Raw genomic sequence first — 22479 nt, forward strand, 5'->3', positions numbered from 1 at the left:
TCGCGAACCGACGGTTCGACCCGACGAGTCCGAGTGCTACGTGCGCGTAGACATGAGGCCCCCTCATATTAATAGGAATGCTAATCCCCACGGTGGGTATTGTCACAATCGATTCGTGTAGAACCGGCTCGCAGACTGGTTCCGATACCGAACCGCGGCGAGGCGACGACGGCAATTTCCGACGAGTTTCCCTGGAGGACACCATGCTCGGTCTCGGAATCATCGGCTGGATCATCATCGGCGGCCTGGCGGGCTGGATCGCCAGCAAGATCATGGGCACCGACGCCCAGCAGGGCATCCTGCTCAATATCGTCGTGGGGGTGATCGGCGGCCTGATCGGCGGTTTCATCCTGCGGCTGTTCGGCGTCGACGTGCACAGCGGCGGGTTTTTCTTCAGCTTCCTCACCTGCCTGGGCGGAGCGGTGATCCTGCTGTGGCTGGTGCGGCTGGCCACGGGGCGCAAAGCCGCGCGCTGACGGCACGCGGCGGCGAGTACACCCGATCGGGACCACGCCACGGTGATGCCGTGTCCCGTAAGGTGTGAGCGCGGTCCCGGAAGCTCTGCGGACCGAATGTCATCCGCGCACGAAAGAGGAGTCCGTGGCCCGCCGCCCCACCCCGCCCGGTACGCCCGAACGTACCGGGCTCGGTCATGTCGCCGACCTGGTCAAAGCAGCGATTCCGCCGCTGCATCCCGCCGGCCTGCCCTTCGTGGCCGCGCCGCTGGCGGTGGCGGTCCTCGGCGGGCGGCGCCGTCGCTGGCTGCGCCGCACCGGGCTGACCGCGGCCGCGGCCTCGGCGGCCTTCTTCCGGCATCCGCACCGGGTGCCGCCGAATCGGGCGAATATCGTCGTCGCCCCGGCCGACGGTGAGATCGCACTCGTCGACACCGCGGTGCCGCCGGCCGAGCTGAACCTCGGCGACACCCCGCTGCCCCGGGTGAGCATCTTCCTGTCGGTGCTCGACGTGCACGTGCAGCGCACACCGGTTTCGGGCACCGTACGCACCATCGCCTACCAGCGTGGTCAATTCCGCTCGGCGGATCTGCCGGAGGCCAGTTCGGTGAACGAGCGCAACAGCATGGTGCTCGAGACCGCCTCCGGTCAGCTGGTGACGGTCGTCCAGATCGCCGGACTGCTGGCACGGCGCATCGTCTGCGACGCCAAGGTCGGCGACGCGTTGAGCATCGGCGAGACCTACGGTCTGATCCGGTTCGGGTCGCGGGTCGACACCTACTTCCCGGCCGGCACCCGGCTGCTGGTCGAGCCCGGACAGCGCACGATCGGCGCGGAAACGGTGCTGGCCGAACTGCTGCCATGATCGAGAACACCGTGACCGAACCGGGTCGCCGCCGCCGCACGATCCGCCTGCTGCCGAGCATCGTGACGATCCTGGCGCTGTGTGCCGGACTGTCGGCGGTGAAATTCGCACTCGACGGCTCTCTCGACATCGCCCTGGCGATGATCGGCGCGGCCGCCGTCCTCGACACCCTCGACGGCCGGCTGGCCCGGATGCTGTCGGCGACCACCAAGATCGGCGCCGAACTGGATTCGCTGGCCGATGCCATCTCCTTCGGCGTCGCACCGGCCCTGGTGCTGTACGTGACCTTCCTGCGCCAGGACAGCGCGGGCTGGATCATCGCGCTGATCTACGCGGTGAGCATCGTGCTGCGGCTGGCCCGGTTCAACACGATCATGGACGACGACACCCGGCCCGACTGGGAGCGCGAATACTTCACCGGCGTCCCCGCGCCGGCGGCGGCGTTGATCGCGCTGCTGCCGATCGCGCTGCACAGCCAGTTCGGCGAGGGATGGTGGAACAACTTCCCGGTGGTGGCGGCGTGGACCGTGTTCGCGGCGCTGCTCGCCGTCAGCACGATCCCCACGCTGGCGATGAAGTCGGTGTCGGTCGCGCCGCAGGCGGCGGCACTGCTGCTGGTCCTGGTCGCGCTGGCCGCGGCCGCCCTGGTCACCTATCCGCTGATCCTGCTGATGGTGCTGATCGGGCTGTATCTGGTGCACATCCCGTTCGCTTGGCGCTCGCAGCGCTGGGTGGCGGCGCGGCCGGAGACCTGGCATCACAAACCGGCCGAACGCCGTGCGCAGCGTCGTGCGGCCCGACGGATACCGCCGATCGGCGAGGGTGCCCGGCTGCGGCTGCGGCGGCCGCCGGGCATTCGCGAATCGTCGGCGCGGTTGCGGTTGCGCAGGCCGGGCGGGCGCTGAGCGGGAGAGCTCGATCCACACGGCCGCTACCGCGCCGCGGGCACAATGGCAGACGTGCCTGAATTGTCGCTGACCGCCCGACTCAACCGCTCGGCCGCCGACGCCCGCCGGGGCGTGGTCCGCTTGCATTCCGAGGCGCTCGCGGCCCTGGGATTGCGGGAGTGGGACGGGATCAGCGTGATCGGCTCCCGGCGCACGGCCGCGGTGGTCGGCCGGGCGCCCGCCGATACACCCGCCGGAATCGCCCTGCTCGACGATGTGACGCTGTCCAATGCCGGGGTGCGCGAGGACGGCGCGGTCGTCGTGTCCCCGGTGACGGTGTACGGGGCCCGGCACATCTCGGTGACCGGCTCGGTCGCGGCGATGGGCGCGATCGCGGAATCCACACTGCGGCAGGCGCTGCTCGGCAAGGTCGTCACCGTCGGTGACGCGGTGTCGTTGCTGCCCCGCGATCTGGGGCCGGGCACCAGCTCCGCCGCCGCGACACAAGCGCTCTCGCGCACCTTCGCGATCGCCTGGACCTCGGAACTGCTGACCGTGACCACCACCGATCCCACCGGCGGCCCGGTGAGCGTGCAACCCAACAGCGCGGTGGTGTGGGGCGCCGCGGCCCCGGCGGCGGACGCCTCCCACGATCCCCGGGGCGCGCTGGCGCCGAATCGTCCCGGCAGCCGGATGCTGGTGCGCGAGCGTCCCTCGGCCGTCCCGGTGGCGGATCTGGCCGGGGTGCGCGCGCCCGCGGCGAAACTGTCGGAATGGCTGAGCCTGGCGCTCGACGAACCGGAACTCCTGCGGACCCTCGGCGCCCCGCCGCATCTGGGCGTGCTGATCACCGGGCCGGCCGGCGCCGGCAAGGCGACCCTCGCACGCGCGGTGTCCACACCGCGCCGCATCGTGGAATTGGACGGACCGACCGTCGGCGCGTCCGAGAGCGGCACCCGATTGCGCGAGGTGGGGCTCGCGGTCTCGGAGGTCTGCTCCGGCGCGGGTGGTGTCCTGGTGATCACCGATATCGACGCTCTGCTTCCCGAGCAGCCAGAGCCCGTGGCGACGCTCATTCTCGATCAGCTGCGCGCCGCGGTGGCCACGGCCGGAGTGGCCTTCCTGGCCACCACCTCTCATCCCACCGCGGTCGACAGCCGGCTGCGGGCACCGGATCTCTGTGATCGCGAAGTGGCGCTGACGCTGCCGACCGCCGCGGTCCGCACGGAACTGCTGCAACAACTGCTGCGCAAGGTGCCGACCGAGGATCTCGATCTCGACGAGATCGCCTCGCGCACACCGGGATTCGTCGTCTCGGACCTCGCGGCGCTGTGCCGGGAGGCGGCGCTGCGGGCGGCCTCGCGGGCCAGCCGCGATCACGCCGAGCCGAAGTTGATGCAGGCGGATCTGGTCGGCGCGCTGGAGGTGATCCGGCCGCTCTCGCGTTCGGGTACGGAGGAACTGGCGATCGGCAGCCTGAGCCTCGACGACGTCGGCGATATGACCGAGACCAAACAGGCGCTCACCGAGGCGGTGCTGTGGCCGCTGCGGCATCCGGATTCGTTCGCGCGCCTGGGTATCGATCCGCCGCGCGGAGTGCTGCTGTACGGACCGCCGGGCTGCGGGAAGACCTTCCTGGTCCGCGCGCTGGCCGGAAGTGGGCAGCTCAGCGTGCATACGGTCAAGGGCGCCGAACTGATGGACAAATGGGTCGGCTCCTCCGAGCGCGCGGTACGCGAACTCTTCCAGCGAGCCCGCGATTCCGCTCCCTCGCTGATCTTCCTCGACGAGATCGACGCCCTCGCCCCGCGACGCGGCCAGAGCACGGACTCCGGCGTCGGCGATCGGGTGGTCGCGGCGCTGCTCACCGAACTGGACGGGGTGGAACCGCTGCGCGATGTGGTGGTGGTCGGCGCCACCAACCGGCCCGAGTTGATCGACCCCGCGCTGCTGCGTCCGGGCCGGCTGGAGCGGCTGGTCTTCGTCCCGCCGCCGAACGCCGCGGCCCGCGCCGAAATCCTGCGCACCGCAAGCCGTTCCGTGCCGCTGAGCGACGACGTGGACCTCACCGCACTGGCCACCGACCTGGACGGCTACTCGGCGGCCGACTGCGCGGCACTGCTGCGCGAGGCCGCGATGGCCGCGATGCGCCGCGATGTGGATGCCGCCGCGCTCGGCGCCGCGGATCTGGCGACGGCCCGCGACAGTGTGCGGCCCTCCCTCGACGCCGATCAGGTCGAAGCGCTGCGGCAGTACGCCGGCAAGCGCGCGACACTCTGATTCGCCGCGCCTCCGACCGGCGCGCCCGATCCGGCAGGTCTGCCCCGGTTCCACCCGGTTCGCAGGTATTTTCGGCTGGTGCGCACGCACCACGCGGTTCTGGAGATGATCACGGCGGCCCTGGCCACCCTGGTCGCCGGGCTGTCGTTGCTGCTGCCCAACGGCTTCCGCTGGGCCTCGCAGACCTCGGTGCTGCAACTGGATATGCTCGCCGCCAGCCAGCCGCGGGCCATCGCCGTGGGCGCCATCGTGGCGCTGATCGTGGCCGTCTTCGCCACCACCGTCAACCATGCCCTGGTCGCCTGGGGCACGGCGCTGTGCGGGGTGGCGACCATGCTGCTGGCTCATCTGCTGGCCGAGAGCGGCGACCAGAGCATCGCGCCGGCCACGCTGAATTATCTGGAGGCGCTGGCGGGCGGAATTCTGCTGGGCGGTATCGCGGTCGCGGTGCTGCGCGGCTGGCTGCAGGTGTTCGGCTGGACCCTGGGCGCGCTCGCGGCGGTGGTCTTCGGCCAGCTCGGTTCGACCTCGACGGGAACGGTGCAGAACGGAGTGATGGGCGCGCCGGGCTGGTCGACGACCACGCTGCCGCCGCTGTGGTTGATCGTGATCACACTCGTTCTCGTGATCGTCGGCATGGTCGTCAATCGCAACCAGGACACCGTCGAGCGCCGCTCGGTCGAATTACCGATGGCGCCGATCGTCGCGGGACTGGTCTTCGTGATCGTCGAGGTGTTCGGTGCGGAATGGCTTGCCCGCCACGCCGAGAGCACGGGACATATCGTCACCGCCGCGGTGCTGACGGTGGCCGCGGCCGTGGTGGCGGCGGTGCTGCTGCCCCGGCGCGACGGTGTGCTGATCCTGCTGGCGGTCGCTCTGGCCGCAGTGGGCGGCGCGCTGATTCCGGCGCGGCTGCCGCTGTGGTCGGTCGCCCCTTTGGTGCTGTTGATCGCACTGGGCTTGATCGCGGGTTTCCGGCGCCCGATGCCGATGCTCGCGGTCGTGGTGCTGGCCGCGATGGCGCTGTACTGCGCGTTGGTCACCGGACATCGGATCGGCGGTGGCGTGCAGGCGGCGGTGTTGAGCGGGCTGCTGGCGGTGGTGGGCGGCTACAGCTTCGGCAGCGCCGCACCGCGCTACAACCCGACCCGGGTGCTGGGTGTGGCGATCGTGTTCGTGCCGTCGGTGATCACCGCGATGCGCGACCGTCTCGGCCGGCAGCAGTGTGTCTCGGACCTCGGCCGGTGGTACCTGTGCCCGGCTCCGTCGATGGCCTCACCCGCGCCGTTCTGGACCGCACTGGGCATCACCGCCGGGTGCGCGGCGGGCCTGCTCGCCCTGCGCTACTGGCGCAAGCCGACCACCACCGAATCGGTAGCCGATATATAGCCATCGTCTCTGGAAGGTCGCGCTCCGGACCGCGCCTGATCCGGCCGTGACCACTGAAGCCCGGAGTCAGCAGTAGGATCGGGGCGCCACCACCCCGCCGCCGACCGACGGAGTGACGTTTGCTCGCCATCCTGCTAGCCCATGCTTGTGCCGCCCTGCTCGCACCGCTCGCTGTGCGCGTATGGGGAAGGCGCGGGTTCTACCCGATCGCCCTGGCGCCGCTGGCCGGGCTGGTATGGGTCATCGCGAACTGGAACAGCGACGCCGAGGTCCGGATCGCCTGGGCGCCGGAGATCCACATGAATCTGGATCTGCGTCTGGACAGCCTCGCCTCCATCATGTCGGTGCTGGTCCTGGGCGTGGGCGCGCTGGTGCTGGCCTATTGCGCCGAATATTTCGACGACGACGACCGAGCCCGCCTGGGTATCTTCGCCGGCTATCTGGTGGCCTTCGCCGGGGCCATGTTCGGGCTGGTCGTCAGCGACAACATGCTGGTGCTGTTCACCCTCTGGGAGCTCACCACGGTGCTGTCGTTCCTGCTGGTGGGCCATCACGCCGAACAGAGCACCGGCCGTCGCGCGGCGCTGCAGGCGCTGCTGGTCACGGCCGCGGGCGGGTTGGCGATGCTGGTCGGCCTGGTGCTGCTCGGGCAGCGCTGCGACAGCTATCTGCTCTCCGATGTGGTGGCGCGGGCCGATCCACACGACTGGTCGACCAATGTCGCGGTGGTGCTGATCCTGATCGGCGCGTTGAGCAAATCGGCGATCGTGCCACTGCACTTCTGGCTGCCCGGCGCGATGATCGCGCCCACCCCGGTGAGCGCCTATCTGCACGCCGCCGCGATGGTGAAGGCCGGTATCTACCTGGTGGCGCGACTCGCCCCGGGCCTGTCCGAGGCACCGGTGTGGCATCCGATCGTGCTGACTCTCGGCATCCTGTCGATGCTGCTCGCCGGTCTGCGATCGCTGCAGGTCTACGACCTGAAACTGGTGCTCGCCTTCGGCACCGTGAGCCAGCTCGGGTTCCTGCTGGTCCTGGTCGGCACCGGAACCCCGGAGGCGGCGCTGGCCGGTGCGGCGTTGCTGGTCGCGCACGCGCTGTTCAAGGGATGTCTGTTCATGGTGGTCGGCATCATCGATCACAGCGCCGGCACCCGCGATCTGCGCCGGCTCTCCGGCATCGGGCGGCGCGCGCCGGTCCTGTGCGCGGTCGCGGCGCTCGCCGCGCTGAGCATGGCCGCGATTCCGCCGCTGTTCGGATTCGTCGGAAAGGAAAGCGCTTTCGCCGCCGAACTCGACGCGGGAAATCTGAGCCCACCGGTTCGGATCGCCGTCGCGATCGGCATCGTGCTCGGGTCGATGTTCACCGTCGGCTACAGCGCTCGCATGGTCTGGGGCGCGTTCGGTACGAAACGGGCCGCCGAGGGTGTGCCGGAGCCGGAGCCGTCCTGGCATCGCCCGAGTGCGCTGTTCGTCGCGCCGTCGGCTGTGCTGGCCGTGGCCTCGCTGGCCGCCGGTCTCGCCTCGCCCTGGATGGACCGGCTGCTCTCGCCCTACGCCCGCACCCTCGGGCCGCTGGAGGCGCATCTGGGGTTGTGGCACGGCTGGGGCACCCCGCTCACCCTCACCCTGATCGCCATCGCCTGCGGTCTGGTGCTGTTCGAGATCCGCGACCGGATCGGCGAATCGGTGAATCCGCGCCTCGGCAACGCCGACCGGGTCTACGACGCCGTACTGCGCGCGATGGATCAGCTGTCGCTGCGGATGACCGGTGCCACCCAGCGTGGTTCGCTGCCGCTGAATCAGGGGCTGATCCTGACCACGGTCGTGGCGTTGCCGCTGGTTTTGTTGTTCATCGGCGCGCGTTCGCGCATCTCCGTGCGGGCGTGGGATTCCTCACTACAGCTGGTGATCGCGTTGGTGATGGCCGCGATGGCCCTGGGCGCCACCATCATGCGCAACCGCCTCGCCAGCGTGCTGCTCGTCGGGGTCACCGGCTACGGCTGCGGTGTGATCTTCGCCCTGCACGGCGCGCCGGATCTCGCCCTCACCCAGTTCCTGGTCGAGACACTGACGTTGGTGATCTTCGTGCTCGTGCTGCGGAAGTTCTCCGCCGAGATCGAACCCAGCCGCACCGCCGCCCTGAAGGTACGCCGCGCCATCCTGTCCGCGGCGGTCGGAGCGGCGGTGGTGACCGTGGCGGCCTTCGCCACCGCGGCCCGCAGCACCGAACCGATCTGGCATCGAATCCCGCCCGCCGCATACAGTTTCGGCGGCGGGAAGAACGCGGTGAACGTGCTGCTCGTCGACATCCGGGCGTGGGACACCCTCGGCGAGATCTCGGTCCTAGTGGTCGCGGCCACCGGTGTCGCCTCGCTGATGTTCCGCAGCCGCCGGTTCGGCACCCTGCCGCGCGTCTCCGACGCCCCCGGCTACACCCCCGATCCGGATCGGGCCTACTGGTTGCGCGCCAGTCCGCTGGTCGCCCCGCGGGACCGGTCGATGGTGATGGCGATGACCACCCGAATGCTGTTCCCGACCATGATGGTGCTGTCGGCGTATTTCTTCTTCGCCGGCCACAATGCGCCGGGCGGCGGCTTCGCGGGCGGTCTCACCGCGGGATTGGCCCTGGTCATGCGCTATCTCGCCGGTGGCCGCTACGAGCTGGCCGAGGCGCTGCCGGTCGACGCCGGACATGTGCTGGGCGCCGGGCTGGTGCTGTCGGCGGGCACCGCGACCGGATCGCTGCTGCTGGGCGCGCCACCGCTGTCCTCGGCCATCATCGAGGTCACCCTGCCGGTGCTCGGACATATCAAATTCGTCACCGCGATGCTGTTCGACCTGGGCGTGTACCTGATCGTGGTGGGTCTGGTCCTGGACGTGCTGCGCAGCCTCGGCGCCCGCCTCGATATCGAATTCCTGGACGGCACAACGTCTTCGACGAAGGGAGGGATGCGATGAGCGCGAATATCACCATGCTGGCCCTGATCGGGGTCATGGTCGCCTGCGGGGTGTATCTGGTGCTCGAACGCGCGGTGTCGAAGATGCTGCTGGGGCTGATCCTGTTCGGCAATGCGGTGAACCTGCTGATCCTCACCATGAGCGGTCCGGACGGACGGCCGCCGATCCTCGGCGAGTCGGACCGGCGCCATCACGACCCGGCCGATCCGCTCGCGCAGGCGATGATTCTCACCTCGATCGTCATCACCATGGGTTTGGCGGCATTCGTTCTCGCCCTGGCCTATCGGGCCTTCGCGCTGACCACCACGGAACAGGTCGAGGACGACCCCGAGGACGTGAAGGTCGCCGCGCAGCGCGAGGGCGAGGATCCCGAACAATGAGCCTGTCCCCCGGTCTGCTCCCCGCCCTCTGCCCGCTCCCGGTGCTGATCCCGCTGCTCACCGCGGCCGCGACCCTGATCGTCGGTCGCAAAGCGCGCGTGCAGCAGGCGATTTCGATCGCGGCGCTGACGGTGGTGGTCGCGATCTCCGGGGTGCTGCTGTATCTGGCCGACCGCGACGGTATGGGTGCGGTGCAGGTCGGCCGCTGGGAGACGCCGATCGGCATCACACTGGTGGTCGACCGGCTCTCGGCGGGCATGCTGCTGGTGTCGTCGATCGTGCTGCTCGCGGTGCTGATCTTCGCGGTCGGGCAGGGTATCAGCGACGGCACCGAACGCCAGCCCACCTCGATCTTCCAGCCGACGTATCTGATTCTGAGCGCGGGGGTTTCGCTCGCCTTCCTGGCCGGTGACCTGTTCAATCTGTTCGTCGGATTCGAGGTGCTGCTGGCCGCGTCGTTCGTCCTGCTCACGCTGGGCGCGAGCGCCGACCGGGTCCGGGCCGGGGTGTCGTATGTGATGGTGTCGATGGTGTCGTCGCTGATCTTCCTCACCGGCATCGCGCTGGCGTACGCGGCGACGGGCACCCTGAATCTGGCCGATATGTCGGTGCGGATGGGCACGGTGCCGCTGGGCGTGCGCAGTGCGATCTGCGCGGTGCTGCTGGTGGCGTTCGGCATCAAGGCCGCGGTGTTCCCGCTGTCGAACTGGCTGCCGGATTCGTATCCGACCGCGCCCGCACCCGTCACCGCGGTCTTCGCGGGTCTGCTGACGAAAGTCGGTGTGTACGCCATCATCCGGGTGCACGCGTTGCTACTGCCGGCCGGCACCTTCGACAACGTGCTGCTGGTGTGCGGTCTGCTCACCATGGTGATCGGCATCCTGGGTGCGATCGCGCAGAGCGATATCAAACGTCTGCTGTCGTTCACCCTGGTCAGCCATATCGGCTATCTGATGTTCGGGGTGGGGCTGGGTTCGGTCGGCGGCACCACCGGCACGGTTTTCTATGTGGTGCACCACATTCTGGTCCAGACCACCCTGTTCCTGGTGGTGGGCCTGATCGAGCGGCAGGCCGGGTCGGCGTCGCTGAGCCGATTGGGCGGATTGCTGGCGGCGAGTCCGGCGCTGGCCCTGCTGTTCGGCATTCCGGCGCTCAATCTCGGTGGTATTCCGCCGTTTTCCGGCTATATCGGCAAGGTGCGGCTGTTGCAGGCGGGCGCCGCCGACGGGAGCGTGCTGGCCTGGATGCTGATCGCCGGCGCGGTGACGACCAGCCTGCTCACGCTGTACGTCATGGCGCGGGTGTGGAGTAAAGCGTTCTGGCGCCCGCGCGTACAGGCCCCGGAGGGCGAACTGGCCGATGCCGCCCCTTCGGCGCTGATCGACGAATCCACCGATGTGCTGTTCGACGACCGCGTGGACCCCGGCCGCATGCCCCGGCTGATGGTGGCTCCGACGGCGGCGTTGATCGTGGTCGCGCTCGCGCTGACGGTATTCGCCGGGCCGATCCTGGGCATCTGCCAACGCGCGGCCGAAGATCTCAACGATCCGCACCGATATCTGGGCACCGTGCTAGGCCCGCCGGAGACGTGGCAGTCGGGAGGAAACCGATGACGCGGGAACGACTGGTTCGCATCGGCGTGCTGATCTGGCTGGCCGTCCTCTACACCGCGCTGTGGGGTAATGCCAGCGTCGCCAATCTGCTCGCCGGGCTGGTGGTCGGCATCCTGATCATGGTGCTGCTGCCGCTGCCCCGGGTTCCGGTCAACGGCGGGCTGCGGGTGTTGCCGCTGATCGAATTGGTCGTGCTCACCGCCTATTACGCGATCGAATCCAGTCTTCAGATCGCGTGGTTCGCGGTGCGGCCCGCCGGTGCGCCGGTCTCGGGGGTGTTGCGGGTGCGGCTCGCGATCGACTCGGATCTGGTGATGGTGCTGTGCGCCGATGTGCTCAATCTGATCCCGGGCACGATGGTGCTGGAACTGGATCGGGTGGCCGGGGTCGCGTGGGTGCACGTACTCGATGTCGGCAGCGACGACGCGGTCGAGAAGTTCTACTACATCACCCGCCGGTTGGAAGGCCTGCTGATCAGGTCCTTCGAAGGCAACAAACAGGAGGCGGCGTGAGCGACCATCGCGTAGCGGCTCGCGCCGCCGACCGGGTGCGGGTGTCCCGCAAAGTACAGGAGGCAGGTTCATGACCTTTGTCGCGATCGTGGCGGGCATACTCCTGGCGACCGCCGCGGCTTTCACTTCCTTCCGGGTGCTGGCCGGTCCCGGCACCCTGGACCGGGTCGTCGGCATCGATTCGCTGGTCGGCATCGCCGCGGCGGGATTGGCGGTGTGGGCCGCCTACAGCGACGACACCACAGTGGTGCCGGGCATCGTCGCGCTGTCGCTGGTCGGCTTCCTGGGATCGGCAGCGGTTACGCGTTTCCGGGTGCGGGACGGCAAATGAGCGGCATCTTCCATACCGCGCTGATCTGGTTGTCGTACGCGACCATCCTGCTCGGGGCCTTCCTCGCCGCCACCGCAGCGGTCGCGATCGTGCGCTTCCCCGACACGCTCTCGCGCATGCACGCCGCGACGAAACCTCAAGTCGTCGGCCTGGTTCTGATACTGATCGGTTCGGCGATCCAGCTGCGCGGCCATCCCAACGTCTGGATGTTGGTGCTCGTCGGCCTGTTCACGCTCGTCACCGCACCGGCCATCGCGCACCTGGTCGGCCGGACGGCCTATCGGGAGCAGCGCCACCGCGACGGACTGCTGCTGATCAACGAGATGGGTGACGAGGACCTTCCCGACGACTGACCGAACCCGCTACACCGCGACCGGTTCGGGCACATCCGCGGCCGTGCGCGCGAACCAGGTGCGATAGAACGCCGACACGAATCCGGCGAACAGACCGAGCGCGATGAACCCCGCGGGCAGCGGATATTCGGCCATCCACACCGCCAGATACCGGTAGGCGAGCAGCAAACCGATCAGCAGCGTGAATCCGGCGGCGACCAGCAGTGCGCGCGCCCGGTCCCAACCGCGCTCGGGGGCGCGCAGCACCGATTCGACGGTCAGGGCCAGCACCGCACCCGCCAGCAGGTCGGCGCCGTAGTGATAGCCGAAACCCAGAGTGGCCGACAGCGTCGCGAGCAACCAGAATGTCCCGGCCCAGCGCACCCAGCGGGGTGCGGGCGCACCGTCGTTGTCGCGGCGGGTGTGCAGGAAAACTGCAGTCGCCCAGGCGGTGTGCATGGAGGGCATGCAGTTGCGCGGCGTGTAGCGGTCGAACGGCATGGGCTTCGGGTGGTAGTCGGTCGGTGGCACGACGTGCGGCCAATAGTCGCCGACCTGCAGACCGTGCCCATCCGGTCCGTAGGCGAACATCGGCCCGACCACCGGGAAGATCAGGTAGATCACCGGGCCGACCAGGCCCAGCACCAGGAAGGTGCGCACCAGATAGTGCCGGGGCCACACCCCGGTGCGCATCACCTTGCGCAGCTGCCAGACCGCCACCACCATCGCGGCCACCGGCAATTCGATGTAGACCCAATGCAATACGCCGTAGACCACCGGCCCCAGGGCGTCGATCACCCGGCCCATCACCCATGCGGGCTCACCGAAGGCGTGATCGGCCAGCACCAGATAGCGGTCGCGGACCTCCGGTCCGGCCACCACCGTGAAGTGCAGCCACACGTCACCGACCTTGGTGGCGATGATCAGCAACGATCCCAGCGCCGCCGCGTGCAGGGCGTTGCGTTTGGGCACACCCTCCCAGCCGAGCCAGGCGATCAGCGCCACCGCGGTAAGAGCGATGACCGCACCGTTGCCGATGGTCAGCGGGCCGCCGAGAAACACCCGGATCGACGCACAGACGGCATCGACGATCACCGCCACGCCCACGGTGATGAACCGCCACCGCCACGACAACCCGACCAGCGCCAGCGCCAGCCCCGCCCACGGCACGGAGACCGATTTGGGTGTCCCGGCGAAATCCTCCCAGAGGCTGTGCAGCGGGCCCTCGAAGTTGTTGCGCACGGCCACTATCTGCAACACGACCAGCAGCGCCGGCACCGCGGTGACCAGCGCCCAGGCCGCGTGGTGCGGCGACAGGTTCCGGAACCGTCCACGGCGAGCGTCACCGAAGCCGGAACGCGGATCATCGAGCAGCACCCGATCATCGTAAACAGGCGATGAACGCCGTCCCTCGCACAGCGGAAACGTCGGCGACGGATGTGATCTGCGCCATTGTCGCGGCGGGCCCGGCCGCGACAACCTTTCCGTAAGCGATCACCAGGGGCGCGCTGCCAGAGTTCGAGTCATGTTCACTTGGTATGTCGCACTGCTCGCGATCAGCGGGATCGTCATGATCGCCATGGCTTCGGTGAAGCAGGGGCAGAGCAGCGCGTCACGATCCTTCAACGGCATCTTCGGCGGCATCTTCCTCGGCTACGCCTTCTACCTCGCCTTTCTCTTCGACGGCGGCTCGTACCTGATCTTCTTTCACGCCTTCATCGTTCCGGTGACGATGGTGGTGAACTTCTTCCGCAACCGCACGCCCCGCCCGAAGCTCACCGACACCCAGAAGGCCTGGCGCGAATTCCACCGCTGACCGAGGCGTTGGCGTGGCGCCGAACCGGTGAGATACGTCGCAAGCCGGGCAGGCGCGAGACGTGCGCGGGCCCTCGGGCCAGACTGCACGCATGGGTGAATACATCGACGCGGGCGGGTTGCGGACCTACTACGAGGTGCACGGGGACGGTGAGCCGGTGGTGTTGTTGCACGGTGGGCTCGGGACGGCCGAATCTTGGGGACAGCAGGTGGGCGAGCTGGCTCGGCACTATCGGGTGTACGTGCCGGAACGGCGCGGACACGGCAGGACCGCCGATGTGCCCGGGCCGATCACCTATGCGGCGATGGCCGAGGATACGGCCGCCTGGCTGGACGCCATGGCGCTGCGCGGTGCCCATCTGATCGGGTGGAGCGACGGTGGCGCGGTGGCGGCGCTGGTCGCCATCGCGCGGCCGGAGCTGGTCGGCAAATTGGTGGTGATCGGCCAATATTTGTCGCTGGACGGCGAGTGGCCCTCGTCGCGGGCGGCACTGGACGATCTCGCCGAGGACGCCGGCACCCGTGCCATGTTCGAAGGGTTGCACGCACCGCTGTCCCCGGACGGCCCGGACCACTTCCCCGTCGTCTACGACAAGATCATGCGAATGTGGCGCGAGGAGCCGGAGATTCCGCTCGGCGACATCGCCCGCATCACCGCACCGACACTTTTCCTGCAGGGTGACGGCGATTGGGTGCGAGTCGAGCACAGCGCACTGCTCGCCCGCACCGTCGCCGATGGGCAGCTGGCCGTCGTTCCCGGCACTTCGCACGCGCTACCTCTGGAAAAGCCCGAGCTGGTGAACCGGTTGCTGCTGGACTTTCTCGCCGACGAGCAGGTCGCCCGCTTCCTACCGGTCGGACACGAATAGCTGCTGTCCCGAAAGATGCTGTCGGGGAGAAGATTCGAGGCCACGGGTAAGTCAGCGTCGGGCGGATACGAGGTCCGGAGCGAACGAATTCAGCCCCATCCCATTGTATTTCGAGACCAGCTTGCGGTAGCGACGCCGGTTGCGCGCCAAGGCGGTATCGGTCACCGCGGCCGGCAGCGCGTGGTAGGCCAGGCGCAGTACCGTTGCGAGGGCGCGGAATTCGCGCTCCTGCCGCGGAGTCCACGGGTACGGCATGAGCTCGCGCACCTGGGGATGCATGATCCCGCAACCCAGCACGACGATCATGTGCCGGATGAACGGCGCGGCCATCCGCCACAGCGGCTCGGCGAGCGGCGGCAGGAAATCCGGCCGCGGCGCCGCGTCGATCGCGCCGGTGGCCGCGGCCAGCGTAGGAGTGCGCCGCAATTGCTCGGCGACCACGCGGTTGTAGTGCTCGACCATCTCGCGGTAGTCGGCGATCGGCACGGACCGGCCGGGGAGGTGCAGCGGCGCGGTGCTCGCCCGGAAGGCGTCCCAGATCGCCTGGTCCTCGGCGGCCGTCGGCCGATCGCCGGTGACCGTCCGATACGCGTGGTACTGAACGAAGAAGGCGGAGTACAGGATCCAGTTCCACGATTCCGGCGCCAGCGCCGAATACCGCACGCCGTCGGCCCCGACTCCCTTCACATCGCGATGCAGTCGCAAGAGCCGCTCGGCCTCGGCCAGCCGGTCGGCCTCCTCCGCCTGGTACAGGATCTGATCGGCCGCCGCGGTACGCCGCGCCCGCCCCCACGGCTCGTCGCGGACCCGGCCGGTGACCTCCAGCGCGGCCGAGACGGCGGGCAGCATGGTCTGGTCGTACAGGCCGACACCGAAGAGTGCGACAAATGATTCTGGTGTCAGAGTGCACCAAAATAGGGCGGTGGTCAAGATCATGAACGCGGATGCGGAGTCCCGAGGCCGCGCCGTGCGTGCCTACGGCGGGATCAGCGCGGCCGAACGCCGGGAACGGCGGCGCACCGCCCTGCTCGACGCGGCATTGGACCTGCTCGCCGAGGGCGGCGCGACTGCGGTGACCAAGCGCGCGGTCTGCGCCCGTGCCCGCCTGAACGACCGGTACTTCTACGAACATTTCGCCGATCGCGACGTCCTGGTCCAGGCCCTGGCCGGACAGCTCACCGCTGACGGCATCGCGGCCGTGATCTCGGCCACGCTGGCCGCGGGACCGGATCTGCACGAACAGGTCCGTGCCGCCGCCGACGCCGCGCTCGGATTCCTCGCCGCGGACCCGCGACGCCCAGCACTGGTGCTGGCGTCCCATTCCGATGCCGCATTGCAGAGCGGCCGGCTCAGCACTCAGCGCGACATCGCGGCCGCCATGGCCGCGGTGGTGCGGGAACTACGCCCGCCCGACCCGGCCGCCGCCCCGCTCGACCTGGATATGACCGCCTACGCCGTCGTCAGCGGCACGCTGGAACTGGTAGCGGCGTGGATTCGTGGCGAATTCCGCGCCACCCGTACCCATCTCACCGAATTGATCGCCGCCCTGCTGCTGGCCGGCACCGCCATTACCCCGGCCGCGCCGGAGGACCGCTGACTCAGCTGTTCAATTCCTTGACCAGCGCGTCCACCACCGCGACCAGATCGCCCTGCGCGGCCGCCGCCACTCGCCGCTGCCGCTGATACGACGCCCCGCGTTCGACGATATCGGGCACTCGCGCGAGCTCGTTCTCACACTGCAGCAGTTTCGCGGTGGGCTGCAACCGATCCAGCAGATCCATCAGATCGTCGGTGACCAGCCGCTCGTTGCTGTCGGAGTCGGTGATGATGATCGCGTCCAGGCCGTACCGCGCTGCGCGCCACTTGTTCTCCTGCACATGCCACGGCGGAAGGGTGGGCATGGTCTCCCCCGCCTCCACCCTGCGATCCAGATCCACGATCAGGCAGTGGATCAGGGCGACGAGTGCGGAGAGTTCGAAGCGACTGGGGATGCCGTCGCAGACGCGGACCTCGATGGTCCCCCATTTCGGCGCGGGGCGGATATCCCAGTGCATCCCGCCGAGTTGTTCGAACACACCGGTTTTCATCTGGTCGTGCACGAAAGACTCGAACTGCGACCAGTTCTCGAACTGGAACGGCAAGCCGGCGGTCGGCAGCTGCTGGAACATCAGCGCGCGATTGCTCGCGTACCCGGTATCGATGCCGGCCCACATCGGTGAGGACGCCGACAGCGCCAGCAGATGCGGATACGAGAGCAGCAGCGTGTTGAGAATCGGAAAGACCTTCTCCGGGTGCGAGACTCCCACGTGCACGTGCACGCCCCAGATCAGCATCTGGCGGCCCCACCACTGGGTGCGGCTGATCAGCTCGTCGTAATGCTCGGAGCGAGTCAGCTGTTGCGTCGACCACTGGGCGAACGGATGGGTGCCCGCGCAGAACAGGTCCACACCGACCCGGTCGGCGGCCGCGCGCACGGTGTCCATCGTGGCGTGCATCTCATCGACCACCTCGCCGACGGTGTCGTGGACACCGCTGACGAGTTCGACCGTATTCTTCAGCAGTTCCTTGGTGACATGCGGCGGGCCGTTGGGCGCCCGCAGATCACCGACCTGATCGAAGACCGCGGCGGCCGTATTGGAGAGATTGCGCGTCTGCTTGTCGACGAGCGCGATCTCCCATTCGACGCCCAGCGTCGGGCGGGGCGAGCCGTTCCAGGGAACCGTTCGAGAGCCAGCCCCACCCATGACGAATCCGCTCTTACCCGATGACGCCGCAGGCGACCCGGCCGCCCGCGTCGCCGGTTGCCAGAGTCTCGGCATCGGGTCCGGGCGCGCCACCGTTGGCCTGCAGGTAGCGGTTCGGGATGTTGCCGAAGTTGTCGGCGCCGGCGTGGATCATCAGCGCCTTGCCCTTGACCTGGTCCAGCGTCACGGAGTCGGTGGTGGTCACCAGCTTCGCGGTGCCGTCCTTGCCGACCTCGAGCGAGGTCAGATCGCCGCTGGAGGGATGGGCGTTCGACTCGCCCACCTGGAGGTGGCCACCGGCGGAGAGGAAGTTGCCCGGCGCGCCGCCGGACGGGGCGGTGGAGTTCGGCTCGCACTTGCCGTTCTGGTGGATGTGCAGGCCGTGGAAGCCCGGCTGCAGGCCGTGCGCGTCGACGGTGATCTGCAGCTTGTCGCCGGACTTGGCGATGGTGGCGGTGCCGACCTGCGCGCCGGAGGGGTCCTTCAACTGCACCGAGACCGAATCGCCGGAGGGCGGGTTCTGCTCGGCGCCGGTGCCGGAGTTCTCCGCCGGACCGGCGCTACCGGTCCATACCGGCGGGGTGGTCCCCTTGACGTCGCTCGACTCCTGGCTGTTGCTGCACGCGACCAGGCCGAAAGCCGCGATCGCCAGCATCGGGGTCACAGTCCGCCAGGAGGGGCGACGGGTTGCGGAGGGGGCCATCGGAGAACTCCTTTACGAGTACCGAGTTTACGAGTAGTGCTGGTTGAACAGATTCCTTACCGGACAAGATCTTGCCAGAGCCGTTATGCACCGCACTGGTGGGGCTCGGTTGGGTTCTAGTTACCGGTGACGATGACGATGACGCCCGGCGGCGAGTCCGCGATTCCGGCGAAACGCGGTTCGGCCGATACTCCCAGTTCATTCGCGATCGCCTGGGCGGTTTCCCGTTCGTGCGGGGAATTTCCGTAATAGACAGTTGTTTTCGCGATCACACCGCCGGGATAGTTGCCGGTCTCGGTGACGTCGAAGCCCGCCGCGGTGAGCTGGCTCCCGGTGCGGGAGGCCAGGCCGGCGACGGTGCTGTTGTTCAGCACCCGGACCGGGACGGTCTTGTCCACACCGGCCGTCGTGCTGGTCGCCGCCGCGGTGGTCGTGGTGAGCGCGGTCGTCGGCGCCGCGGTGGTCGCGGCCGCTGTCGTCGTGGCGGCGGCGCGGGTCGTGGTGACCGGGGCGGCCGTCGTTTCGGTGTCCGACGAGGTCTCCGCGGCAGCGGAATCGGAACTCGAGTTCGACAGCGCCATCGCGCCGAGGCCCGCGAAGACGATGGCCAGCGCGATCAGCACCATCGCGAGTGCTCGCAGCGGCGGTCCACCGGAGGGCGGATTCGGGTTGCTCACGGTGTCGACCCTAGTCGCAGGGATGAGCGGGCGCGTGCATCGGACATCCGCCGATCAGACCTGAAAGCCCAGCCGCCGCGCCGCCCGCGATTTCTGCCGGCTGGCCCGCAACCGGCGCAGCCGTTTCACCAGCATCGGATCGGCGGCCAGCGCCTCGGGCTTGTCGACGACGGCGTTGAGAACCTGGTAGTAGCGGGTGGCGGACATGGCGAACAGCTCCCGGATGGCTTCTTCCTTGGCACCGGCGTACTTCCACCACTTGCGCTCGAAATCGAGGATGTCGAGTTCGCGACGGGTGAGACCGTCGACCGCGACCCCCTCGGGGGCGCCCTCGACCACCGCGCCGGAGGCGCCTTCGACCACTGCCACGATCTCTTCGCTCGCGGAGCTGTCCTCGCTTGCGGATAGATTCCGGGCCGCTGCGCTGTCCATATCGCTCCCTCGCCGAATCAACAACGGACGACAGTCGTCGTCATTCAACCACGCGGCACACCCGTTCACCGAGGCGTCGTACGGCGTGTCGGGCCGTACACGCGGCGCCGCGTAAAGTGTGCCACCATGGCGATTCTCCCGATCCGCATCGTCGGCGATCCGGTGCTGCACAACCCGACCCGGCAGGTGTCGCAGTCGCCGGACGAGCTCGCCGGCCTGATCGCGGACATGTACGAAACCCTCGATGCCGCCAACGGAGTCGGGCTGGCCGCCAATCAGGTCGGTGAATCGCTGCGCCTGTTCGTCTACGACTGCCCCGACGTGCAGCCCGACGGTTCGGTGCAGCGGCGGCGCGGCGCGGTGATCAACCCGGTGCTGGAAACCTCCGAGATCCCCGAAACCATGCCCGATCCCGACGACGACGAGGAGGGCTGCCTCTCCGTTCCGGGTGAGCAGTTCCCCACCGGCCGCGCGGACTGGGCGCGGGTCACCGGCACCGACGAACACGGCGAGCCGATCACCATCGAGGGCAAGGGTTTCTTCGCCCGCATGCTCCAGCACGAGGTCGGCCACCTCGACGGCTTCCTCTATGTGGATGTGCTGATCGGCCGCAACGCCCGCGCCGCGAAGAAGGCGATCAAGCGCAACGGCTGGGGCACACCGGGTCTGAGCTGGGTGCCGGGCGAGGTGCCGGATCCGTTCGGGCATGACGACTGACCGTCCCGATATCCCGCTCGGGCGCCGCGTGGTGGTGCGGTACCGCCTGCCCGAGGGTTATCCGCAGCAGTTCACGGATGTGATCGGCGAACTCGTCTCACCGGATCCGGTGCAGGTCCGCACCGCCGACGGCACCACCGTGACCATCGCACCCGATCGGGTGGTGGCGATGAAAGCACTGGGGCCGCGCCCGATCCGGATCGGTGAGATCCGCGCGCTGGAAGCGGCGGCGATCGACGGCTGGCCCGGACTCGAGCGGGCCTGGTTCGACGGCTGGTTGTGCAGTGCCGGCAACGGATACAGCCATCGCGCGAATTCCGCTGTGCCACTGGGCGAATCCGGTCGCAACGCCGCCCTCGACATGCGCACGCTGCAACGCATCGGCGAGTGGTACACCGAACACGGTCTGCCGCTGCAGCTTCGGCTCCCCGACCGCCTGGCGCCGGTGCCGCCGGGCTGGCGCACCTGGGGCGAGACGAGGGTGCTCGGCATCGATATCGCCACTTTCGTACTGCCGCAGGGTCCGTCGATGGTCCGCATCGACGAGCGGCCGCACCCGGCCTGGCTGGAACTGCACCGGCACCGCGGGGAGGACACCGTCGACGTGGCCGCGCCGCTGCCCGACACCGACGTGCTCACCGCGGTCCGCGACGGTGAACTCGGTTTCGCCGCGCTGGGCCTGCCGACTCCGCTGGCCATCGGCCGCGGCGCACTGACCACCGCCCCCGACGGACGCCACTGGATCGGCCTGAGTTGTCTCGCGGTCGCCGCACCCCACCGCCGCCACGGCCTGGGCACCCTCGTGTGCGCCGAGCTGATCAACTGGGGCTACAAGCGCGGCGCCACGCACGCCTACGTCCAGGTGGAGGTGAACAACGACGCCGCCCTCGCGATGTACCGGGAGATGGGCTTCGTCGACCATCACGCCTACCGCTACGCCGCTCCGGACCCCGACGCGGGCCGCCACCGCCGCGAGTGAACCGGCCGACTAACCTCGTTTCATGCGGTTGGCCACCTGGAATGTGAATTCGATTCGATCCCGAGTGGATCGGGTCGTGTCGTGGCTGGACCGCGCCGATATCGATGTGCTGGCCATCCAGGAAACCAAATGCCGCGACGACCAGTTCCCGGCCGAGCGGTTCGAAGAGGCCGGCTACGAGGTCGTGCACACCGGCTTCAGTCAGTGGAACGGGGTGGCGATCGCCTCCCGGGTGGGCATCGACGAGGTCGAGGTCACCTTCCCGGGCCAGCCCGGATTCGACAAGGACGCCGGCGCCTCGCTGATCAGCGCGCCGGTGGTGGAGGCACGGGCGATCGGCGCCACCTGCGGTGGCGTCCGGGTGTGGAGTCTGTACGTACCCAACGGGCGCACACTGACCGATCCGCACTACACCTACAAGCTGGAATGGCTTGCGGCCCTGCGTGATTCCGGTGCGGCCTGGTTGGGGGCCGACCCGTCGGCGCAGATCGCGCTGTGCGGCGACTGGAACATCGCACCCACCGACGACGACGTGTGGTCGCCGGAATTCTTCGCGCACAAGACGCACACCTCGGCCCCGGAGCGGGCCGCGTTCGACGCCGTCGTGGCGGCGGGATTCACCGATGTGATGCGCCCGTTCGCTCCCGGCCCGGGTGTCTACACCTACTGGGATTACACCCAGCTGCGCTTTCCGCGCAAGGAGGGTATGCGCATCGATTTCGTCCTCGCCTCACCCGCGCTGAGCGCCCGCGCCGTCGATGCCGGGGTCGATCGCGAGGAACGAAAAGGTAAGGGCGCCAGCGATCATGCGCCCGTGGTGGTCGAATTCTCGGACTCTCCGGCGCTTTCGGAGCAGCCGGGACCGGAGGTCAGCTCTGCCGGGTCTTGATGGCGTCGTGGGAGATGTAGACGTCGTAGCTGCCGGGCATCGCGATCACCGCATTGCCGTAGGCCGAGCGGATGAACGGTTCGGTGTACCAGCTGTGATCGCGCATATCGGTGAAGAAGTCGCCGTCGCCGCCGCCCAGCATGGTCTGGTGCTGACTCACCGCGGCACCGTCGAGCCGCTGACCGTAGAGCCGGGTCACCTTGTAGCCGGAATGGAATCCGAGCGCGTTGACCCACGGCTCCAATTCCACGATATCGGCCTGTAGCACCCACAGATCACCCTCGATCCGATAGGTCTGATGCGTCTCGTCGTGATGGCCGTCGCCGTAGAGGGTGAGCTCGATATCGAGGGTATGGTCTTTGCCCGCAACGCTTTTCGCGACGACGTGCGCGGCCTTCACCTCACCGGTCAGCCCGAGGTAAGTCTGCAGCAGGGTCACCGCCCACAGCAGGACGACCGCCACCAGCAGCACCACCAGCCCGCTCGCGCCGCGCCCGATATGGCTGCGCCAGCCCGCTTTCCGGGCGCGCAGGACGGCCGTGACCAGCATCGCGATCGCGACGACGAAGAGCACCGCCAGCAATGCCTGGATCCAGCCGAAGGCCATGGGGAATACCATGCCGACAGTTGTACCCGCATTCGGGTACCGC

At 68.7% G+C, this 22479-nt stretch carries 24 protein-coding genes; 17 read left to right on the forward strand and 7 right to left on the reverse strand.

Features of this window, described 5'->3' with window-relative positions; all coding sequences use genetic code 11:
* The first annotated feature begins 203 nt into the window (after window positions 1–203).
* The 11 genes from IG65_RS0120550 to mnhG all read left to right on the forward strand — a co-directional run bounded on the left by IG65_RS0120550 (window position 204) and on the right by mnhG (window position 12025).
* Entirely contained in the window at window positions 204–476 is a 273-nt protein-coding gene (locus IG65_RS0120550) for a GlsB/YeaQ/YmgE family stress response membrane protein (RefSeq protein ID WP_030516569.1), read from the forward strand.
* A gap of 124 nt (window positions 477–600) precedes the next feature.
* Complete coding sequence (locus IG65_RS0120555) at window positions 601–1320, forward strand: phosphatidylserine decarboxylase (RefSeq protein ID WP_030516570.1); 720 nt, start codon at window positions 601–603, stop codon at window positions 1318–1320.
* Window positions 1317–2225, forward strand: a complete 909-nt coding sequence (locus IG65_RS0120560; RefSeq protein ID WP_051756550.1) for a phosphatidylcholine/phosphatidylserine synthase — start codon at window positions 1317–1319, stop codon at window positions 2223–2225. Before IG65_RS0120555 ends, IG65_RS0120560 begins: the two co-directional genes overlap by 4 nt.
* Window positions 2226–2279: 54 nt before the next feature.
* Complete coding sequence (locus tag IG65_RS0120565) at window positions 2280–4487, forward strand: AAA family ATPase (RefSeq protein WP_231509312.1); 2208 nt, start codon at window positions 2280–2282, stop codon at window positions 4485–4487.
* Window positions 4488–4565: 78 nt separating this feature from the next.
* A complete protein-coding gene (locus tag IG65_RS0120570) occupies window positions 4566–5876 on the forward strand; it encodes a hypothetical protein (RefSeq protein ID WP_030516573.1) in 1311 nt (436 codons plus the stop codon).
* Window positions 5877–5995: 119 nt separating this feature from the next.
* Window positions 5996–8836 carry a Na+/H+ antiporter subunit A gene (locus IG65_RS0120575; protein WP_030516574.1) on the forward strand — a complete coding sequence of 947 codons (2841 nt, stop codon included), beginning with the start codon at window positions 5996–5998 and terminating at the stop codon, window positions 8834–8836.
* The gene (locus tag IG65_RS0120580; RefSeq protein WP_030516575.1) at window positions 8833–9216 is read left to right on the forward strand and encodes a Na(+)/H(+) antiporter subunit C; all 384 of its coding nucleotides are present in this window, start codon (window positions 8833–8835) and stop codon (window positions 9214–9216) included. The genes IG65_RS0120575 and IG65_RS0120580 overlap by 4 nt, the downstream gene beginning before the upstream one ends.
* Window positions 9213–10829, forward strand: a complete 1617-nt coding sequence (locus IG65_RS0120585) for a Na+/H+ antiporter subunit D (protein WP_030516576.1) — start codon at window positions 9213–9215, stop codon at window positions 10827–10829. The genes IG65_RS0120580 and IG65_RS0120585 overlap by 4 nt, the downstream gene beginning before the upstream one ends.
* On the forward strand, window positions 10826–11341 hold the full coding sequence (locus IG65_RS0120590) for a Na+/H+ antiporter subunit E (protein WP_030516577.1): 516 nt from the start codon (window positions 10826–10828) through the stop codon (window positions 11339–11341). Before IG65_RS0120585 ends, IG65_RS0120590 begins: the two co-directional genes overlap by 4 nt.
* 70 nt (window positions 11342–11411) lie before the next feature.
* Window positions 11412–11672, forward strand: coding sequence for a monovalent cation/H+ antiporter complex subunit F (locus IG65_RS0120595; RefSeq protein ID WP_030516578.1), 261 nt, complete (start codon window positions 11412–11414; stop codon window positions 11670–11672).
* Window positions 11669–12025, forward strand: coding sequence for a monovalent cation/H(+) antiporter subunit G (mnhG, locus tag IG65_RS0120600; RefSeq protein ID WP_030516579.1), 357 nt, complete (start codon window positions 11669–11671; stop codon window positions 12023–12025). The genes IG65_RS0120595 and mnhG overlap by 4 nt, the downstream gene beginning before the upstream one ends.
* Window positions 12026–12034: 9 nt before the next feature.
* Here mnhG and IG65_RS34925 read toward each other — a convergent pair whose 3' ends face one another.
* Window positions 12035–13381: a phosphatase PAP2 family protein gene (locus tag IG65_RS34925; RefSeq protein WP_081879624.1), complete on the reverse strand. Its 1347-nt coding sequence runs from the start codon at window positions 13379–13381 to the stop codon at window positions 12035–12037.
* A gap of 148 nt (window positions 13382–13529) precedes the next feature.
* Between IG65_RS34925 and IG65_RS0120610 the strand changes: the two genes are divergently transcribed.
* Window positions 13530–13820, forward strand: coding sequence for a hypothetical protein (locus IG65_RS0120610; RefSeq protein WP_030516580.1), 291 nt, complete (start codon window positions 13530–13532; stop codon window positions 13818–13820).
* A 91-nt stretch (window positions 13821–13911) separates the two neighbouring features.
* Window positions 13912–14688: an alpha/beta fold hydrolase gene (locus IG65_RS0120615; RefSeq protein WP_030516581.1), complete on the forward strand. Its 777-nt coding sequence runs from the start codon at window positions 13912–13914 to the stop codon at window positions 14686–14688.
* Between the two features lie 51 nt (window positions 14689–14739).
* On the opposite strand, the gene IG65_RS0120620 is transcribed toward IG65_RS0120615, so the two are convergent.
* Window positions 14740–15624, reverse strand: coding sequence for an oxygenase MpaB family protein (locus tag IG65_RS0120620; protein WP_081879625.1), 885 nt, complete (start codon window positions 15622–15624; stop codon window positions 14740–14742).
* Between IG65_RS0120620 and IG65_RS0120625 the strand changes: the two genes are divergently transcribed.
* The gene (locus IG65_RS0120625) at window positions 15611–16285 is read left to right on the forward strand and encodes a TetR/AcrR family transcriptional regulator (protein WP_051756554.1); all 675 of its coding nucleotides are present in this window, start codon (window positions 15611–15613) and stop codon (window positions 16283–16285) included. The two genes, IG65_RS0120620 and IG65_RS0120625, sit on opposite strands and share 14 nt — an antisense overlap.
* Window position 16286: 1 nt before the next feature.
* Here the strand turns inward: IG65_RS0120625 and IG65_RS0120630 are convergent, their stop codons facing one another.
* The 4 genes from IG65_RS0120630 to IG65_RS0120645 form a co-directional block, all read right to left on the reverse strand.
* Window positions 16287–17432, reverse strand: a complete 1146-nt coding sequence (locus IG65_RS0120630) for a glutamate--cysteine ligase (protein ID WP_030516584.1) — start codon at window positions 17430–17432, stop codon at window positions 16287–16289.
* A 13-nt stretch (window positions 17433–17445) separates the two neighbouring features.
* Window positions 17446–18135, reverse strand: coding sequence for a superoxide dismutase family protein (locus IG65_RS0120635; RefSeq protein ID WP_030516585.1), 690 nt, complete (start codon window positions 18133–18135; stop codon window positions 17446–17448).
* Between the two features lie 116 nt (window positions 18136–18251).
* On the reverse strand, window positions 18252–18812 hold the full coding sequence (locus tag IG65_RS0120640) for a LytR C-terminal domain-containing protein (protein WP_030516586.1): 561 nt from the start codon (window positions 18810–18812) through the stop codon (window positions 18252–18254).
* A gap of 54 nt (window positions 18813–18866) precedes the next feature.
* Window positions 18867–19244, reverse strand: coding sequence for a DUF3263 domain-containing protein (locus IG65_RS0120645; protein WP_030516587.1), 378 nt, complete (start codon window positions 19242–19244; stop codon window positions 18867–18869).
* Window positions 19245–19370: 126 nt separating this feature from the next.
* Here IG65_RS0120645 and IG65_RS0120650 point away from each other — a divergent pair, with 126 nt between their 5' ends.
* Genes IG65_RS0120650 through IG65_RS0120660 form a run of 3 tightly spaced genes read left to right on the forward strand, consistent with a single transcriptional unit; the run spans window position 19371 to window position 21829 of the window.
* Window positions 19371–19961 (forward strand): peptide deformylase, encoded by a 591-nt coding sequence (locus IG65_RS0120650; protein WP_030516588.1) that lies wholly within the window; start codon window positions 19371–19373, stop codon window positions 19959–19961.
* Entirely contained in the window at window positions 19951–20940 is a 990-nt protein-coding gene (locus IG65_RS0120655; RefSeq protein ID WP_030516589.1) for a GNAT family N-acetyltransferase, read from the forward strand. The genes IG65_RS0120650 and IG65_RS0120655 overlap by 11 nt, the downstream gene beginning before the upstream one ends.
* 22 nt (window positions 20941–20962) lie before the next feature.
* On the forward strand, window positions 20963–21829 hold the full coding sequence (locus IG65_RS0120660) for an exodeoxyribonuclease III (RefSeq protein WP_030516590.1): 867 nt from the start codon (window positions 20963–20965) through the stop codon (window positions 21827–21829).
* Here the strand turns inward: IG65_RS0120660 and IG65_RS0120665 are convergent.
* On the reverse strand, window positions 21810–22448 hold the full coding sequence (locus IG65_RS0120665) for a hypothetical protein (protein ID WP_030516591.1): 639 nt from the start codon (window positions 22446–22448) through the stop codon (window positions 21810–21812). The two genes, IG65_RS0120660 and IG65_RS0120665, sit on opposite strands and share 20 nt — an antisense overlap.
* Between the last annotated feature and the right edge of the window lie 31 nt (window positions 22449–22479).

This window comes from Nocardia sp. NRRL WC-3656, assembly GCF_000720265.1.
Lineage (GTDB): Bacteria > Actinomycetota > Actinomycetes > Mycobacteriales > Mycobacteriaceae > Nocardia > Nocardia nova.

What these genes read in the sequence shown, in the direction of transcription:
- IG65_RS0120660 (WP_030516590.1), top strand. Translation starts at nt 20,963, where the DNA reads ATGCGGTTGGCCACCTGGAATGTGAATTCGATTCGATCCCGAGTGGAT.
- IG65_RS0120635 (WP_030516585.1), bottom strand. Translation starts at nt 18,135, where the DNA reads ATGGCCCCCTCCGCAACCCGTCGCCCCTCCTGGCGGACTGTGACCCCG.
- IG65_RS0120655 (WP_030516589.1), top strand. Translation starts at nt 19,951, where the DNA reads ATGACGACTGACCGTCCCGATATCCCGCTCGGGCGCCGCGTGGTGGTG.
- IG65_RS0120620 (WP_081879625.1), bottom strand. Translation starts at nt 15,624, where the DNA reads ATGATCTTGACCACCGCCCTATTTTGGTGCACTCTGACACCAGAATCA.
- IG65_RS0120595 (WP_030516578.1), top strand. Translation starts at nt 11,412, where the DNA reads ATGACCTTTGTCGCGATCGTGGCGGGCATACTCCTGGCGACCGCCGCG.
- IG65_RS0120560 (WP_051756550.1), top strand. Translation starts at nt 1,317, where the DNA reads ATGATCGAGAACACCGTGACCGAACCGGGTCGCCGCCGCCGCACGATC.
- IG65_RS0120590 (WP_030516577.1), top strand. Translation starts at nt 10,826, where the DNA reads ATGACGCGGGAACGACTGGTTCGCATCGGCGTGCTGATCTGGCTGGCC.
- IG65_RS0120665 (WP_030516591.1), bottom strand. Translation starts at nt 22,448, where the DNA reads ATGGTATTCCCCATGGCCTTCGGCTGGATCCAGGCATTGCTGGCGGTG.
- IG65_RS0120615 (WP_030516581.1), top strand. Translation starts at nt 13,912, where the DNA reads ATGGGTGAATACATCGACGCGGGCGGGTTGCGGACCTACTACGAGGTG.
- IG65_RS0120650 (WP_030516588.1), top strand. Translation starts at nt 19,371, where the DNA reads ATGGCGATTCTCCCGATCCGCATCGTCGGCGATCCGGTGCTGCACAAC.
- IG65_RS0120610 (WP_030516580.1), top strand. Translation starts at nt 13,530, where the DNA reads ATGTTCACTTGGTATGTCGCACTGCTCGCGATCAGCGGGATCGTCATG.
- IG65_RS0120645 (WP_030516587.1), bottom strand. Translation starts at nt 19,244, where the DNA reads ATGGACAGCGCAGCGGCCCGGAATCTATCCGCAAGCGAGGACAGCTCC.
- mnhG (WP_030516579.1), top strand. Translation starts at nt 11,669, where the DNA reads ATGAGCGGCATCTTCCATACCGCGCTGATCTGGTTGTCGTACGCGACC.
- IG65_RS0120630 (WP_030516584.1), bottom strand. Translation starts at nt 17,432, where the DNA reads ATGGGTGGGGCTGGCTCTCGAACGGTTCCCTGGAACGGCTCGCCCCGC.
- IG65_RS0120550 (WP_030516569.1), top strand. Translation starts at nt 204, where the DNA reads ATGCTCGGTCTCGGAATCATCGGCTGGATCATCATCGGCGGCCTGGCG.
- IG65_RS0120585 (WP_030516576.1), top strand. Translation starts at nt 9,213, where the DNA reads ATGAGCCTGTCCCCCGGTCTGCTCCCCGCCCTCTGCCCGCTCCCGGTG.
- IG65_RS0120580 (WP_030516575.1), top strand. Translation starts at nt 8,833, where the DNA reads ATGAGCGCGAATATCACCATGCTGGCCCTGATCGGGGTCATGGTCGCC.